Genomic DNA, 16,799 nt, shown 5'->3' on the forward strand with positions numbered 1-16,799 from the left:
ATCCGCTCCGCGAACACCGGCGACTCGTCCAGCAGTTGGGCACCCATGCCCACCCACTGCGAGCCCTGGCCGGGGAACACGAAGACGGTACGGCCCTCGACGTCGGCGACACCGCGGGCGACCACGCCCGAGGGTCCGTCCGCGGCGACGGCGCGCAGCGCCTGGAGCGGGTCGCCGCCGGCGGGCGGCACGACCACGGCGCGGTGCTCGAAGGTCGCGCGGGAGGTGGCCAGGGACAGACCGATGTCGATCGGACGGGCCGCCGGGTCGGCGGTCACGAGGTGGGTGAGGAGCCGGTCGGCCTGCTCGCGCAGCGCGGCGGCGCCGCGTGCGGACAGGGCCCACGGCACGACACCGGCGGCGACCGGCACGGGCGCCACGGCGGGCTGCTCGTCGTCGGCGGGCGCCTCGGTCTCCTGCTCCAGGATGATGTGGGCGTTGGTGCCGCTGATGCCGAACGAGGACACGGCGGCCCGGCGCGGACGACCGGTCTCCGGCCAGTCGGTGTTCTCGTCGAGCAGCCGTACGGTGCCCGGGCTCCAGTCGACGTGGCTGGAGGGCTCGTCGGCGTGCAGGGTCTGGGGCATCACACCGTGGCGCAGCGCCATGACCATCTTGATGATGCTCGCGACACCGGCGGCGGACTGGGTGTGCCCGATGTTCGACTTCACCGAGCCGAGGAGCAGCGCGGTCTCGGGCGTACGGGTGCGGCCGTAGGTGGCGAACAGGGCCTGCGCCTCGATGGGGTCGCCGAGCGGGGTGCCGGTGCCGTGGGCCTCCAGGAGGTCGATCTCCCCCGGGGCGACGCGGGCGTTGGCGAGGGCCTGGCGGATGACGCGCTGCTGGGAGGGGCCGTTGGGGGCGCTGAGGCCGTTGGAGGCGCCGTCCTGGTTGATGGCGGAGCCGCGGATGACGGCGAGCACCGGGTGGCCGTTGCGGCGGGCGTCCGAGAGCCGCTCGACGAGGACGATGCCGACACCCTCGGCGAGGGTCATGCCGTCGGCGCTGTCGGAGAACGCCTTGCAGCGGCCGTCCTGGGCGAGGGCCCGCTGCCGGCTGAACGCCACGAACGCGTTGGGGGTGGTCATGACCGTGGCGCCGCCCGCGACCGCGAGGTTGCTCTCGCCGTTGCGCAGCGACTGGCAGGCCAGGTGCAGCGCGACCAGCGAGGACGAGCAGGCGGTGTCGACGGTGACCGCCGGGCCTTCGAGGCCGAAGACGTAGGCGAGGCGGCCGGAGAGCACGCTGGGGCTGGTGCCGGTGACCAGGTGGCCCTCGGTGCCCTCGCCGGCGCCCATGCCGTATTCCTGGTAGCTGGAGCCGATGAAGGTGCCGGTCAGGCTGGAGCGGAGGGTTTCGGGGGTGAGTCCGGCGCGCTCGAACGCCTCCCAGGTGGTCTCCAGGAGAAGCCGCTGCTGCGGGTCCATGACCAGCGCCTCGCGGGGCGAGATGCCGAAGAACATGGGGTCGAACTCGTCGGCCTCGTGCAGGAAGCCGCCCTGGGTGGAGTAGGTGGTGCCGGGGTGGTCCGGGTCGGGGTCGTAGAGCCCTGCGGTGTTCCAGCCGCGGTTGACCGGGAAGTCGGTGATGGCGTCGGTGCCTTCGAGGACCAGTCGCCACAGGTCCTCGGGCGAGGCGACCCCGCCCGGGTAGCGGCAGCTCATGCCGATGATGGCGATGGGCTCGTCGTCGGCGCCGCCGGTGGCGACGGGGCCCGCGACCTCCAGTACGGAGCCGACGATCTCGGCCCGCAGGTACTGGGCCAGTTCCAGCGGGGTCGGGTAGTCGAACACCATGGTGCTCGGCAGGGAGAGGCCGGTGGCGGCGCCGAGGTGCTTGCGCAGCTCGACGGCGGTCAGCGAGTCGAAGCCGATGTCGCGGAAGGCACGGCCCTCCGGTACGGCGTCTGCGGAGGCGTGGCCGAGCACCGTCGCGGCCTCGGTGCGCACCAGCTCGGTGAGCAGGCGCAGTTGCTCCGGCTCGGACAGCGAGCGGACCCGCTGGACGATCTCGGACGCGTCGCCGGCGCCGGCGGGGGTGTTCTCGGCGGCCAGGGCGCGGACCTCGGGCAGGTCGCTGATGAGGGCGCTGGGCCGGGCGGAGGTGAACAGCGGGGCGTAGCGGGTCCAGTCGACGTCCGCGACGGCGACGGCGACGTCCTGGCGGACGACGGCGCGGCGCATCTCGGTGAGGGCGGGCGCGGGGTCGAGCAGGCGCAGGCCCTGGCGGCGCAGGGTGCCGGAGACGGCGTCGTCGGCGGCCATGCCGGTGCCGCCCCACGGACCCCAGGCGATGGAGGTCGCGGCGAGGCCGCGGGCGCGGCGGGCCAGGGCGAGGGCGTCGAGGTAGGCGTTGGCGGCGCCGTAGGCGCTCTGGTCGCCGCTGCCCCAGACGCCGGCGATGGAGCCGAACAGGATGAAGAAGTCCAGTTCGCGGTCGCCGAGGAGGTCGTCGAGGTGGGCGGCGCCCGCCAGCTTGGCGGCGGTGAGGCCGGCGAACTCGGCGGGCGTCAGCGCGTCCAGCGGGCCGTAGTGGCCGACGCCCGCGGTGTGGACGACACCGGTGAGGGGCTGGTCGGCGGGCAGTCCTTCGAGGACGGCGGCGAGGGCGTCGCGGTCGGCGACGTCGCAGGCCACGAGGGAGACGCTTGCGCCCAACTGCTCCAGCTCGGCGCGGAGTTCGGCGGCGCCGGGGGCGTCGGGGCCGCGGCGGCTGGTGAGGACGAGGTGGCCGGCGCCGGAGCGGGCCAGCCAGCGGGCGGTCTCGGCGCCGAGGCCGCCGGTGCCGCCGGTGATCAGAACGCTTCCGGAGACGCTGAACTGGTCGGCGGACGGCAGCTCGTCGACGGTGTGGCGGACCAGGCGGCGGCCGTGCACGCCGGTGGCGCGCAGGGCGACCTGGTCCTCGCCGTCGGGGGCGTCCTTGACCGCGAGGACTTCGGCGAGGCGCTGTCCGGCACGGCGGTCGAAGTCGGCCGGGAGGTCGACCAGGCCGCCCCACAGGCGGGGGTGCTCCAGGGCGACACCGCGGCCCATGCCCCAGGCGGTGGCCTGGGCGGGGCGGGTGACCGGGTCGGCGGGGCCGGTGGAGACGGCGCCGCGGGTGGCGGTCCACAGCCGGCCCCGGGCGCCGGTGTCGGCGAGGGCCTGGACGAGGGCGATGGTCAGGGCGAGGCCCTGGGTGAAGCCGGCGGTGCCGTCGGCGGGGCGCTCGTCGAGCGGCAGCACGGACAGCACGTGGGTGGTGGTGGCGGTGGTGTCGGCGTTCTCGGTGCCGGCGAGGCGGGCGCCGAGCACGGCCCGGTCGGCGCAGCCGGCGTCCAGGACGAGGCGGCGGACCCGGGCGCCGTGCGCGCCGAGCGCCTCGGCGAGGCCGTCGAGCAGCCCGGCCTCCTCGTCGGCGGTGGCGTCGGAGGCGACGAGCAGCCAGGTGCCGTCGAGGACGGGCGCGGCGGGCTTGTGCAGCCGGGTCCACTCGACGCGGTAGCGCAGCGTGTCGAGGAGCGCCTTCTCCTGGTTGCCGCGGCGCCAGGAGCTGAGCGCGGGCAGCAGGGAGTCGAGCGGGGTGAGGCTGTCCTCGTCGAGGCCGAGGACGGCGGCGAGTTCGGCGGCGTCGCCGCGCTCGACGGCGGCCCACAGCTTCTGGTCGGCCGGATCACCGGCCGGGGAGTGCGCGGCGGAGGGCAGCTGCGGCCAGTAGTGGGCGTGCTGGAAGGCGTAGGTCGGCAGGTCGGTGCGGCGGGCGCCGGTGCCGGCGAGGTACGCGGTCCAGTCGAGGTCGACGCCGTGGATCTGGAGGCGGGCCGCGGCGGTGGCGGCGGAGGTCTCCTCGGGGCGGCCGGCGCGCAGCATCGGGACGAGCGCAGTGTTGTGGTCGTAGCGCTCGTCGCCGAGGGTGTCCTCGGCCATGGCGGTCAGCAGTCCGTCGGGGCCGAGTTCGAGGAAGAGGGTGGCTCCGGCGTCGCGCAGGGTGCGGACGCAGTCGGCGAACCGGACGGCCTCGCGGACGTGGCGCACCCAGTAGTCGGCGGTGCGCACCTCGGCGTCGTCGGCCCTGCGGCCCGTCAGGTCGGAGACCAGCGGGATGCGGGGGGCGGCGTAGGACAGCGTCTCGGCGACCGTGCGGAACGCGTCGAGCATGGCGTCCATGTGCGGCGAGTGGAAGGCATGGCTCACCCGCAGACGCTTGGTGCGGCGCCCCCGGCCGGAGAACTCGGCGGCGAGCTCCTCGGCGGCGTCCTCGTCGCCGGAGACGACGACGGAGGTGGGGCCGTTGGCGGCGGCGACGGACAGGCGGTCGCCGAGCAGCGGGGCGACCTCGTCCTCGGTGGCCTGGACGGCGATCATGGCGCCGCCGGACGGCAGCGCCTCCATGAGGGTGGCGCGGGCGGCGACCAGTCGGGCGGCGTCCTGGAGGGTGAACACCCCGGCGACGTGCGCGGCGGCGATCTCGCCGATGGAGTGGCCGGTGACGAGGTCGGCGCGGACGCCCCAGCTCTCGACGAGGCGGTAGAGGGCGACCTCGACGGCGAACAGCGCGGGCTGGGTCCAGCCGGTACGGTCGAGCAGGGCGGCCTCTTCGCTGCCCTCGGCGGCGAACACGACCTCGCGCAGCGGCCGGTCGAGCAGCGGGTCGAGGACGGCGCACACCTCGTCGAACGCGGCGGCGAACCGGGGCTGGGTCTCGTACAGTTCGCGGCCCATGGCGGCACGCTGGCTGCCCTGGCCGGAGAACATCACGGCGACCCGGGCACGCCCGGCGGCCTCGCCCTCGATGACGGCCGGGTCGGGACGGCCGGCGGCGAGGGCGGCCAGGGAGGCGAGCAGTCCGTCGCGGTCCTGCGCGATCACCGCGGCGCGGCGCTCGAAGCGGGCGCGGGTGGTGGCCAGGGAGTGGCCGAGGTCGGCGAGGGACGGCTCGGGGTGGTTCTGGAGGTGGGTGAGCAGGCGGGCGGCCTGGGCGCGCAGGGCGTCGCGGGTGCGGCCGGACAGCAGCAGCGGGACAGCACCGGCGGTGCGCTCGGGGACGGCCGGGGCGGGCGCGGCGAGGGCGGGCGGCTGCTCCAGGACGGTGTGGACGTTGGTGCCGCTGATGCCGAAGGAGGAGACGGCGGCGCGGCGCGGGCGGCCGGTCTCGGGCCACGCGGTCTGCTCGGTGAGCAGTTCGACCGCGCCCTCGGTCCAGTCGACGTGCGAGGAAGGGGCGTCGACGTGCAGGGTGCGCGGGAGCACACCGTGGCGCATCGCCATGACCATCTTGATGACACCGGCGACACCGGCTGCGGCCTGGGTGTGACCGATGTTGGACTTCACCGAACCCAGCAGCAGGGGCTGCTCCGGGTCACGGTCCCGGCCGTAGGTCGCAAGCAGCGCCTGCGCCTCGATCGGGTCGCCCAGAGTGGTGCCGGTGCCGTGCGCCTCGACAACATCCACATCACCGGCCGACAGCCCGCCGCTGGCGAGCGCCTGGCGGATGACGCGCTGCTGCGACGGACCGTTGGGGGCCGTGAGGCCGTTGGAGGCACCGTCCTGGTTCACGGCCGAGCCGCGGACGACGGCGAGGATCTGGTGACCGTTGCGGATCGCATCGGACTGGCGCTCAAGGACCAGCATGCCCACGCCCTCGGACCAGCCGACACCGTCGGCCGAGTCGGAGAACGCCTTGCACCGGCCGTCGGGCGACAGACCCCGCTGACGGGCGAAGTCCACGAACACGGCGGGCGTCGACATGACGGTCACACCACCCGCCAGGGCGAGCGAGATCTCGCCCGAGCGCAACGCCTGCATCGCCCAGTGCATCGCCACCAGGGAGGACGAGCACGCCGTGTCGACCGTGACCGCAGGACCCTCCAGGCCCAGCGTGTAGGAGACGCGGCCCGAGGCGAGGCTCGGGGAGCTGCCGCTGCCCTGGAAGCCCTCGAACTCGGGGCTGCCCAGCATCGCGCTGTAGTCGCTGTACATCACACCGGCGAACACACCGGTCGCGCTGCCCCGCAGACCGACCGGATCGATACCGGCCCGCTCTATCGCCTCCCACGACGCCTCAAGAAGCAGCCGCTGCTGCGAGTCCGTCGCCAGCGCCTCACGCGGGCTCATCCCGAAGAAGCCGGGGTCGAACTCCCCCGCGTCGTGCAGGAATCCACCGGAACGCGTGTAGGCGGTGCCGGGGTGGTCGGGGTCCGGGTGGTACAGGTTCTCGACGTCCCAGCCGCGGTTGGTGGGGAAGCCGGAGACGGCGTCGGTGCCCTCGGTGACCAGGCGCCACAGATCCTCGGGCGAGGCGACCCCGCCCGGGTAGCGGCAGGCCATGCCCACGATGACGATCGGGTCGTCCGCCACGGCCGCCGTACCTCGCAGCACGACCTCCGCCTCGACCTCGGTGCCGAGGAGTTCGTCGAGGATGTACGTCGCGAGGTGGCTGACCGTCGGGTAGTCGAAGACGAGGGTGGCGGGCAGGCGCAGTCCGGTGACCGTGTTCAGGCGGTTGCGCAGCTCGACGGCGGTGAGGGAGTCGAAGCCCAGCTCGCGGAAGGCGCGGCCGGCGTCGATGTCGGCGCCGGTGGCGTGGCCGAGTACGACGGCGACCTGACCGCGGACGAGGTCCAGGACCAGTTCGTCGCGGCTCTCGCGGTCCAGGCGGGCCAGGCGCTGGGCGAGACCGCCCGCGGTGGCGGACCCGGCGACGGCGGCACGGCGCGAGCGGCCCCGGATCAGCGAACGGAGCAGCGGCGGCACGTCACCCGCGGCGCGCAGGACGGAGAGGTCCAGGCGGACGGGGGCGAGCGCGGCGTCGTCGCCGTCGAGGGCGGCGTCGAAGAGGGCGAGGCCCTGCTCGACGGTGAGGGCGGGGGTGCCGATGCGGGCCAGCCGGCGCAGGTCGTCCTCGGAGAGGTCGCCGGTCATGCCGCCGGTCCGCTCCCAGGGGCCCCAGGCGAGGGACAGGCCCGGCAGGCCGGCCGCACGGCGGTGCTCCATCAGGGCGTCCAGGAAGGCGTTGCCCGCCGCGTAGTTGGCCTGACCCGCATTGCCGAAGACACCGGCGACGGACGAGAACACCACGAACGCGTCCAGGTCCAGGTCGCGGGTGGCCTCGTGCAGGTTCCAGGCCGCGTCCACCTTCGGACGCAGCACGCCGGAGAGTCGTTCCGGGGTGAGGGAGGCGATCAGGCCGTCGTCCAGCACACCGGCGGAGTGCACCACCGCCGACACCGGATGCGCGGCCACCAGCTCGGCCACCGCCGCAGGATCCGTCACATCACACGCCACCACCGTGGCCCGCGCACCCGACTCCGCCAGCTCCGCGACCAGCTCGGCCGCACCGGCGGCCTCACCACCACGACGACTGACCAGAACCAGCTCACGCACACCGTGCTCGGCCACCAGATGACGCGCCAGCACCGCACCCAGACCACCGGTACCACCCGTCACCAGCACCGCACCCTCGCCACCGAACGCAGAGACCGACTCGGCGGAAGCAGGACGGCGGACCAGACGGGCCGCACGCAGTTCCTCGCCGCGCACCGCGAGCTGCGGCTCATCGCCCAGAAGGGCAGCGAGCGGCAGATCGGGCGTGATCTGCTCGGCGTCGAGGTCGACGAGGAAGAAGCGGCCCGGGTTCTCGGACTGCGCGGAGCGCACCAGGCCCCAGACGGCGGCCGCCGCCGGGTCGTGGCCGGTGGTCGCGCCCCGGGTGACCAGGACGAGCCGGGACGTGGCGAACCGCTCGTCCTGGTCGAGCCAGGTCTGCACGGCGGCGAGCGCGCCGGTGGCGGCGCGGTGCGCCGCGGTGACCGGGTCGGTGTCCGCGCCGGTGCCGGCGAGCGGCAGCAGGACGGTGTCCGGGACGGCTCCGTCGGCGGCGGCGAGGGCCGCGAGGTCCGGGTGGACGGCGAGGTCGCCGAACTGGGGCAGGGCGCGCAGGCCGAAGGCGTCCTCACCGACGAGGGCGGCGGTGTCGGAGGCTGCGGTCGCGGCCGTGACGGTCACCCAGTCCAGGCGGAACAGGGCGTCGCGGACGAGCGCGGCGGCGGCGTCGATCTCGTGGGCCGCGACCGCGCGCAGGATCAGTGAGTCGGCGGACAGGACGGGCTGTCCGGCGTCGTCGGCGACGGCGATCGCGACGGCGTCACCGGCCGCCGGGGCCAGGCGCACCCGCAGCGTGGTGGCGCCGCCGGCGTGCAGGCTCACGCCCTCCCAGGAGAAGGGCAGTCCGCCGGCGGCGCGCTCGTCGAGGTCGACGAACGAGGCCGCGTGCAGGGCGGAGTCGAGGAGCGCGGGGTGCAGTCCGAAGGACTGGGCGTCGGTGTGGCCGGACTCGGGCAGGACGACCTCGGCGAACACCTCGTCGCCTCGGCGCCAGGCGGCGCGCAGGCCCTGGAAGAGCGGGCCGTAGCCGAAGCCGCCGTCGGCGAGCCGCTCGTAGAGGCCGTCCACGGGGAGTGCCTCGGCGTCGGCCGGGGGCCAGACGGTGGCGTCGAAGTCGGTGGCGGCGCGGGAGGGCGAGAGCACACCGGTGGCGTGGGACGTCCAGGGGGCGTCCTCGTCGGTGTCGGGGCGGCCGTAGACGGTGACGCTGCGGCGGCCGGACTCGTCCGGGTTGCCGATCCACAGCTGCACCTGGACGCCGCCCTGCTCGGGCAGGACGAGGGGCGCGGCCAGGGTCAGTTCGTCGACGCGGTCGCAGCCGACCTCGTCGCCGGCGCGGACGGCCAGTTCCAGGAAGGCGGTGCCGGGCAGCAGGGTGGTGCCGCGGACGGTGTGGTCGGCGAGCCACGGGTGGCTGAGCAGGGAGATCCGGCCGGTCAGCAGGGCGCCCTCGGAGTCGGCGAGGGAGACCGCGGCGGACAGCAGGGGGTGGTGGGCGGCGCCGAGTCCGACGGAGCGCAGGTCGGCGGCGCTGCCCTGGACGGCGCGCGGCCAGTAGCGGCGGCGCTGGAAGGTGTACGTGGGCAGGTCGGTGCGGCGGGCTCCGGTGCCGGTGAAGCAGGCGTCCCAGCGCAGCGTGGTGCCGTGGGTGTGCAGCGCGGCGAGCGCGGCGGTGAAGGTGTGCTCCTCGGGGCGTCCCTCGCGCAGCGCGGGCACGGTGACGGCGTCGGAGCCGGCGGCGTCCAGGCAGTTCTGTGCCATGGCGGACAGGACGCTGTCGGGGCCGAGTTCGAGGAAGGCGGTGACGTCGTGCCGGGCGAGCCAGTCGATGCCGTCGGCGAACCGGACGGCCTGGCGGACGTGGTCGACCCAGTAGTCGGGCGAGGTGAGCTGGGCGACGGTGGCCGGCTCGCCGGTCACGTTGGACACGACGGGCAGCAGCGGGCTGTGCAGCGTGAGGCCTTCGACGACGCCGCGGAACTCGTCGAGCATCGGGGCCATGAGCGGCGAGTGGAAGGCGTGCGAGACGCGCAGCCTGCTCGTCCTGCGTCCGTCGGCCGCGAGGCGGGCCGCCAGTTCGGTGACGGTGGTCTCGTCGCCGGAGAGGACGACGGCGGAGGGTCCGTTGACGGCGGCGAGGGACACCAGGTCCTCGTGGCCGGCGAGCAGCGGGGCGACCTCGTCCTCGCTCGCCTGCACGGCGACCATCGCGCCGCCCTCGGGCAGCGCCTGCATGAGGCGGCCGCGGGCGGCGACCAGGGTGGCCGCGTCGTCGAGGGAAAGCACGCCGGCGACGTGCGCGGCGGCGATCTCGCCGACGGAGTGGCCGGCCAGGTGGTCCGGCTTGACCTCGAAGGACTCCAGCAGGCGGTAGAGGGCGACCTCGATCGCGAAGAGTGCGGGCTGCGCGTACTCGGTGCGGTCGAGGCGGGCGGCGTCCTCGCCCCACAGCACCTCGCGCAGCGGCACGTCCAGGTGGGGCGTGAAGGCGTCGAGGGCGGCGTCGAGGGCGGTGGCGAACACCGGGAAGCGGGCGGCGAGTTCGCGGCCGGCGCCGAGGCGCTGGGCACCCTGTCCGGTGAACAGGACGGCGAGGCGGGTCTCGGTGCGGGCGGTGCCGGTGACGGTGTCGGCGAGGGCGGCCGGGTCGGTGCCGTCGGCGATCGCGGTGAGCCGTTCGGTCAGCTCGGGCAGGCTCGCGGCGAGCAGGACGGCCCGGTGCTCGAAGGCGGTGCGGGTGGTGGCGAGCGAGTAGGCGGTGTCGAGGAGCGCGGGCGGGGTGCCGGTGCCGAGGGTGGTGAGCAGTGCGGCGGCCTGGGCGCGCAGCACCTCGGGGCCGCGCCCGGACAGCGGTACGGGCACCACGCCGGTGACGGCGGCCGGGGTGCTCGGGGTGTCGTCCTCGGGGTCGGCGGGCTCCGGTTCGGGGGCCTGCTCGACGATGGTGTGGGCGTTGGTGCCGCTGATGCCGAAGGAGGAGACGGCGGCGCGTCTGGGGGCGCCGGTGGCGGGCCAGTCGGTGTTCTCGGTGAGGACGCGGACGGCGCCCTGGGACCAGTCGACGTGGCGGGTGGGCTCGTCGGCGAGGAGAGTGCGGGGCAGTACGCCGTGCCGCATCGCCATGACCATCTTGATGACGCCGGCGACACCGGCGGCGGCCTGGGTGTGGCTGATGTTGGACTTCACCGAGCCGAGCAGCAGCGGCTTGTCCTCGTCGCGGTGCCGGCCGTAGGTGGCGAGCAGCGCCTGAGCCTCGACGGGGTCGCCGAGGGTGGTGCCGGTGCCGTGCGCCTCGACGACGTCGATGTCGCTCGCGGCGAGGCGGGCGTTGACGAGGGCCTGCTCGATGACCGCCTGCTGCGAGGGGCCGTTGGGGGCGGTGAGGCCGTTGGAGGCGCCGTCCTGGTTGACGGCGGTGCCGCGGACGACGGCGAGGATCTCGCGGCCGTTGCGGACGGCGTCGGAGAGGCGTTCCAGGACGAGGATGCCGACGCCCTCGGCCCAGCCGGTGCCGTCGGCGGTGTCGCCGAAGGAGCGGCAGCGGCCGTCCGCGGACAGTCCGCCCTGGCGGCCCATCTCGATGAAGGTGCCGGGGCCGGACATGACGGTGACGCCGCCCGCGAGGGCGAGGGTGCACTCGCCCGCGCGCAGCGCCTGGGTGGCGAGGTGGACGGCGACCAGGGAGGAGGAGCAGGCGGTGTCGACGGTGACGGCGGGACCCACCGTGCCGAAGGTGTACGAGATGCGGCCGGACAGCACGCTGCCGGTGTTGCCGGTGAGCTGGAAGCCCTCGGCGCCGTCGGCGGGGCCGACCCGGTAGTCCTGGGCCATGGCGCCGATGAAGACGCCGGTGCGGCTGCCCTTGACGGAGGTGGGGTCGATGCCGGCGCGTTCGAACGCCTCCCAGGCGGACTCCAGGACGACCCGCTGCTGCGGGTCCATGGCGACCGCCTCGCGCGGTGAGATGCCGAAGAAGTCCGCGTCGAAGTCGGTCGCGTCGTGGAGGAAGCCGCCCCGGGTGGTCGACGAGGAGGCGAGCGCCTCCATGTCCCAGCCGCGGTCGGTGGGGAACGACGTGACGCCGTTCTCGCCGGCCTCCAGCATCCGCCACAGGTCCTCGGGGCTGGTGACACCGCCGGGGTAGCGGCACGTCATACCGACGATGGCGATCGGTTCCTGGGCTGCCGACTCCAGCTCGCTCACGCGCCGCCGTGTGCGTCGGAGGTCGGCGGTGGCAAGCTTGAGGTAATCCCGGAGCTTCTGTTCGTTGTCCATCTCAACCCATCCCGACGGCCGACGGCCGTACACGCATCGCCGAAATTTCTGCGCCGTGCTGCAGAACACCGACTCGCCACATGGCTCTCCCCGGCGGGAGATGCCATGAGGCGAGTGTGGCCGGAAGTCCGGCAGGAAATCCCTAGTTGTTGGAGGGCCTTTCGCCCGTTACCAGCTGTGGGTCAGCAGGAGGTCGTCGAGTTCGTTCTGCCGGGAAACCATCGCGAGGTCGGCGTCGACCATCATTCGCATGAGTTCGGGGAAATCGACACTCGGCTTCCAGCCCAGCTGGGCCTGCGCCTTGCCGCTGTCGGCGCACAGCACCTCGACCTCGGCGGGCCGTACGAGGTCGGGGTCGATGACCACGTAGTCCTCCCAGTCGAGGTCCACGTGCTCGAAGGCGTAGCGGACCGCGTCGCGCACGGTGTGCATCTCCCCGGTGCCGATCACGTAGTCGTCGCCGGCGTCCTGCTGGAGCATCAGGTGCATGGCGCGGACGTAGTCACCGGCGTAACCCCAGTCACGGACCGCGTCCATGTTGCCGAGGGCCAGCTTGTCCTGGAGTCCCAGCTTGATGCGGGCCACCGCGAGGGAGATCTTGCGGGTCACGAACTCCTGGCCGCGGCGCGGGGACTCGTGGTTGAACAGCATTCCGGAGACCGCGTACATACCGAACGACTCACGGTAGTTGCGGGTGATGAAGTGGCCGTACGCCTTGGCCGCGCCGTAGGGGCTGCGCGGGTGGAAGATCGTGGTCTCCCGCTGCGGCGTCTCGGCGACCTTGCCGAACATCTCGGAGGAGGAGGCCTGGTAGAAGCGGATCTGGCCCTCGGCGCCCGCGGTGCGGGACATGCTCAGTCCGCTCACCATGCGGATGGCTTCGAGAACCCGCAGCACGCCCATGCCGTTCACCTCGGTGACCAGCTCGGCCTGCTGCCAGGACATCGGCACGAACGAGATCGCGCCGAGGTTGTACACCTCGTCCGGCTGTACTTTGTCGACCGCCGAGACCAGGCTGCCCTGGTCCATGAGGTCACCGTCCACGAAGGACAGTTCGGAAACGAGCCGGCTCACCCGGGACTTGCGCGGGTTGGCCTGGCCGCGGATGAGGCCCCATACCTGGTACCCCTGCGACAGCAGGTGCTCCGCCAGATAGGAGCCGTCCTGGCCGGTAATTCCGGTGATCAGTGCGCGCTTGGGCATGTCATCCCCATCTCGACCGCGAAGAGACCGTCCAAACGCTGCGCTCGGTCGACGACCTTGGCGGGAGAAAGCTGTCCGGACGATAGACACCGGCACGTTCCCAAGGGGCGGAAGTCAATGTCAACGCTTCACGAACTTACTAGGGAATTCCCGGCGGGAGGCCGGGGGCGATGCGAACACTAGGGAAATCCGGGTGCGTTGTGGGTTCGAATGACCGGGTCGGCGTGCCGGCCGACTCCGTTCCAACGGGCGGCTCCTGTCCGCCGTCAACCGGGGTGTCATTCCGTGCTGTTGAGACTCATGCGCACACGACTGCGCCCCTATGCCGGGTCCGTTGTCGTTCTGGTGGTGCTGCACCTTGTGCAGATCCTCGGCACGCTGCTCCTGCCGACGCTGGGCGCCGCACTCATCGACCAGGGAGTCGTCCGCGAGGACAGCGACCGCATCGGCGCCATCGGCGCGGCGATGGCCGTGGTGGCGCTGGTGCAGATCGCCGCGGCGCTGGGTGCCGCGGCGCTGGGCGCACGCACCTCCACCGCACTCGGGCGGGACCTGCGGTCCGCGGTCTTCCGCCGTGTGCTGGACTTCTCCGCGCGTGAGATGGGCCGTTTCGGCACCCCGTCCCTGCTGACCCGCTCGGTGAACGACGTGCAGCAGGTGCAGAACCTCGCCCAGTCCGGGCTCGGCATCTTCGTCGCGGCCCCCCTGATGTGCCTGGGCAGTGTGGCGCTCGCGCTGCGCCAGGACGTGGCGCTGGCCTCGATCCTGGTCCCGATGGTGCTGGTGGTGGCCGTCTGCTTCGGTCTGCTGCTGTCCCGCATGGCCGCGCTGTACGCCCGGCTCCAGCTCACCCTGGACCGGATCGGGCGGCTGCTGCGGGAGCGGATCACCGGGGTGCGCGTGGTGCGCTCCTTCGCCCGCGACTCCTACGAGGGCGAGCGCTTCACCCGCACCAACGAGGAACTCTTCGGCCTGTCCATGGGGGTGGGCCGGCTCATCGCGGTGATGCTGCCCTCGGTCCTGCTGCTGATGAACCTCTTCACCCTGGCGCTGCTGTGGGTGGGGGCGCGGCGGATCGACTCGGGCAGCATGCAGATCGGCTCGCTCAGCGCCTTCCTCAGCTATCTGTCGCTCATCCTGATGTCCGTGGTGATGCTCGCCTTCGTGTTCCTGAACGTGCCGCGGGCCCGGGTGTGCGCGGAGCGGATCGCGGAGGTCCTCGACGCGGAGACGGACGTCGTCCCGCCCACGACGCCGCGGCCCATGACGGCTCCGGCCGGTCAGGTCGAGCTGGTGGGCGCCGAGTTCCGCTACCCGGGCGCCGAGAACGCCGTGCTGCGGGACCTGTCGCTGACGCTGCGCCCCGGCGAGCGGGTCGCGGTCCTCGGCAGCACGGGCGCCGGCAAGACCACGCTGCTGCACCTGGTCCTGCGGCTGGTCGACGCGACCGCGGGCGAGGTGCGGATCGGCGGCACGGACGTGCGCGACCTGGACCCGTCGGTACTCGCCGGCGCCGTGGGCTACGTGCCGCAGCGGCCGTACCTGTTCGCCGGGACCGTCGCGACCAATCTGCGCTTCGGCCGCCCGGACGCCACGGACGAGGAGCTGTGGGAGGCGCTGCGGGTCGCCCAGGCGGACGACTTCGTGACCCGGCTCGGCGGCCTCGACGCGGAGATCGCCCAGGGCGGCACCACCGTCTCCGGCGGCCAGCGCCAGCGGCTCGCGATCGCGCGGGCGCTGCTGCGCCGCCCCGCCGTCTACCTCTTCGACGACTCCTTCTCGGCGCTCGACCAGAGCACGGAGGCGGCCCTGCGCAAGGCCCTCGTGCCCTGGACGGCGGACGCCACCGTGATCACCGTGGCCCAGCGTGTGGCCTCCGTCCGCGACGCCGACCGGATCGTCGTCCTGGACCAGGGTGGCATCGCCGCCACCGGCACCCATGACGCGCTGCTGCGCGACAGTCCCACCTACCGCGAGATCGCGCTCTCGCAGCGCACCCGAGAGGAAGCCGCTCATGGCGCCGGACGTCCCTGAGGAGCGCGCGGAGGCGCACGAAGAACACCAGGAAAACCAGGAAAACCAGGAACACCAGGAACACAAGGAAGCGGAGCGCGAGGCGGACCGGCCGGTCCGCCGGCTCGCCGGCCTGCTGCGCCCGCACCGCCGCTCCGTGGGCATCGCCCTGGTGGCGGGTGTCGTCGGCATCCTCCTCAACGCCTTCGGCCCGCTGCTGCTGGGCCGCGTCACCGACCTGATCGCCGACGGCGTCCTCGGAAAGGGCGGGCCGGCCCCGGGCGTCGACTTCGGGGAACTCGGCAGGCTCCTGCTGATCCTGCTGGCCCTGTACGTGCTGGCCTCGGCGTTCATGCTGGTCCAGAACTGGCGGGTGGCCTCGGTGGTCCGCCTGCTCATCCACGACCTGCGGCACCGGGCCCAGGAGAAGCTGGCGCGGCTGCCGCTGCGCCACTTCGACCGCAAGCCGGCCGGCGAGACGCTCAGCCGCACCACGGACGACGTCGACAACCTCCAGCAGACGCTCCAGCAGACCCTGACCGATCTGATCAGCTCGGTGTTCTCGCTGGTCATCATGTTGTCCCTGATGCTGATCATCTCCCCTTCGCTGGCCGGGGTGATGCTGCTGAGCGTGCCGGTGTCGGGGCTGCTCGCCACCTGGATCGCCAAGCGGGCCCAGCCGCGGTACGCCGCCCAGTGGTCCGCGAGCGGCAGTCTGACCGCGCACGTCGAGGAGATGTGCGCCGGGCACGCGCTGGTGAAGGCGTTCGACCGGCGGGCGGAGGCCGAGCGGCGCTTCGACGAGCGCAACGAGGCGGTGTACCGGGCCGGTGCCGGGGCGCAGTTCGCGTCCGGCGCGATCGAGCCCGTGATGATGTTCGTCGCCAACCTCGGCTATGTCGCGGTCGCCGTGGTCGGTGCCTGGAAGGTCGTGGACGGCTCACTGACCCTGGGCGACGTGCAGGCGTTCATCCTGTACGCACGGCAGTTCAGCCAGCCGATCGTGGAGATCGCCTCGGTCGCGGGCCGCCTCCAGTCCGGAGTGGCCTCGGCGCAGCGGGTGTTCACGCTGCTCGACGCGCCGGAGCAGGATCCCGAACCGCGCAGCCCGCTCGCCCCGGAACGCTCCGAGGGCCGGGTGGAGTTCCAGGACGTGTCGTTCCGCTACTCCCCCGACGTGCCGCTCATCGAGGGGCTGTCCCTGTCCGTGGAACCCGGCAGCACGGTCGCGATCGTCGGACAGAGCGGCGCCGGGAAGACCACGGTCGCCAACCTGCTGATGCGCTTCTACGAGATCGACTCGGGCCGCATCCTCCTGGACGGCACCGACATCGCCGAGATGAACCGCGACGACCTGCGCTCCCGCTTCGGCCTCGTCCTCCAGGACACCTGGCTGTTCAAGGGCACGATCGCCGAGAACATCGCCTACGGGACCCCGGGCGCGACCCGCGCCGACGTCGTCGAGGCGGCCCGCGCGACCTGCGCCGACCGTTTCATCCGCACCCTGTCGCAGGGCTACGACACGGTCCTGGACGACGAGTCCGGCAGTGTCAGCGCCGGGGAGAAGCAGCTGATCACGGTCGCGAGGGCGTTCCTCGCCCGGCCCGCCGTGCTCGTCCTGGACGAGGCGACCAGCTCCGTGGACACGCGTACCGAGCTGCTGATCCAGCGGGCCATGAACACCCTGCGGGCGGGCCGGACGAGCTTCGTGATCGCCCACCGCCTGTCGACCGTCCGCGACGCCGACGTCATCGTCGTCATGGACTCCGGCCGCATCGTCGAACAGGGCACCCACGACGAACTCCTCGCCGCGCAGGGCGCGTACGCCCGCCTGCACGCGTCCCGCGCCAACGCCCCGACGGCCGAGGCGACGGTCTGACCGGGGGCGGACGACCGGGCGGACGACCGGTCGGCTCGCAGTGGTGCCGCAGGCCGAAGGGGGCC

At 73.3% G+C, this 16,799-nt stretch carries 4 protein-coding genes; 2 read left to right on the top strand and 2 right to left on the bottom strand.

The window, feature by feature from the left end; all coding sequences use genetic code 11:
* A partial coding sequence (locus ACIP4X_RS28395; RefSeq protein WP_401351223.1) for a type I polyketide synthase occupies positions 1 to 11,639 on the bottom strand: 11,639 nt, incomplete at its 3' end.
* 168 nt (positions 11,640 to 11,807) lie between these two features.
* Positions 11,808 to 12,842 carry a GDP-mannose 4,6-dehydratase gene (locus ACIP4X_RS28400; RefSeq protein WP_358730161.1) on the bottom strand — a complete coding sequence of 345 codons (1,035 nt, stop codon included), beginning with the start codon at positions 12,840 to 12,842 and terminating at the stop codon, positions 11,808 to 11,810.
* 285 nt (positions 12,843 to 13,127) lie between these two features.
* Here ACIP4X_RS28400 and ACIP4X_RS28405 point away from each other — a divergent pair, with 285 nt between their 5' ends.
* Positions 13,128 to 14,876, top strand: coding sequence for an ABC transporter transmembrane domain-containing protein (locus ACIP4X_RS28405; RefSeq protein ID WP_391454925.1), 1,749 nt, complete (start codon positions 13,128 to 13,130; stop codon positions 14,874 to 14,876).
* On the top strand, positions 14,857 to 16,734 hold the full coding sequence (locus ACIP4X_RS28410) for an ABC transporter ATP-binding protein (protein WP_401351226.1): 1,878 nt from the start codon (positions 14,857 to 14,859) through the stop codon (positions 16,732 to 16,734). Before ACIP4X_RS28405 ends, ACIP4X_RS28410 begins: the two co-directional genes overlap by 20 nt.
* The last annotated feature ends 65 nt before the right edge of the window (positions 16,735 to 16,799 follow it).

Source organism: Streptomyces sp. NPDC088817 (genome assembly GCF_044750345.1).
GTDB lineage: Bacteria > Actinomycetota > Actinomycetes > Streptomycetales > Streptomycetaceae > Streptomyces.

Bases quoted from the DNA above. Each gene is read 5' to 3' on its own strand.
- ACIP4X_RS28400 (WP_358730161.1), bottom strand. From the start codon at position 12,842: ATGCCCAAGCGCGCACTGATCACCGGAATTACCGGCCAGGACGGCTCC.
- ACIP4X_RS28410 (WP_401351226.1), top strand. From the start codon at position 14,857: ATGGCGCCGGACGTCCCTGAGGAGCGCGCGGAGGCGCACGAAGAACAC.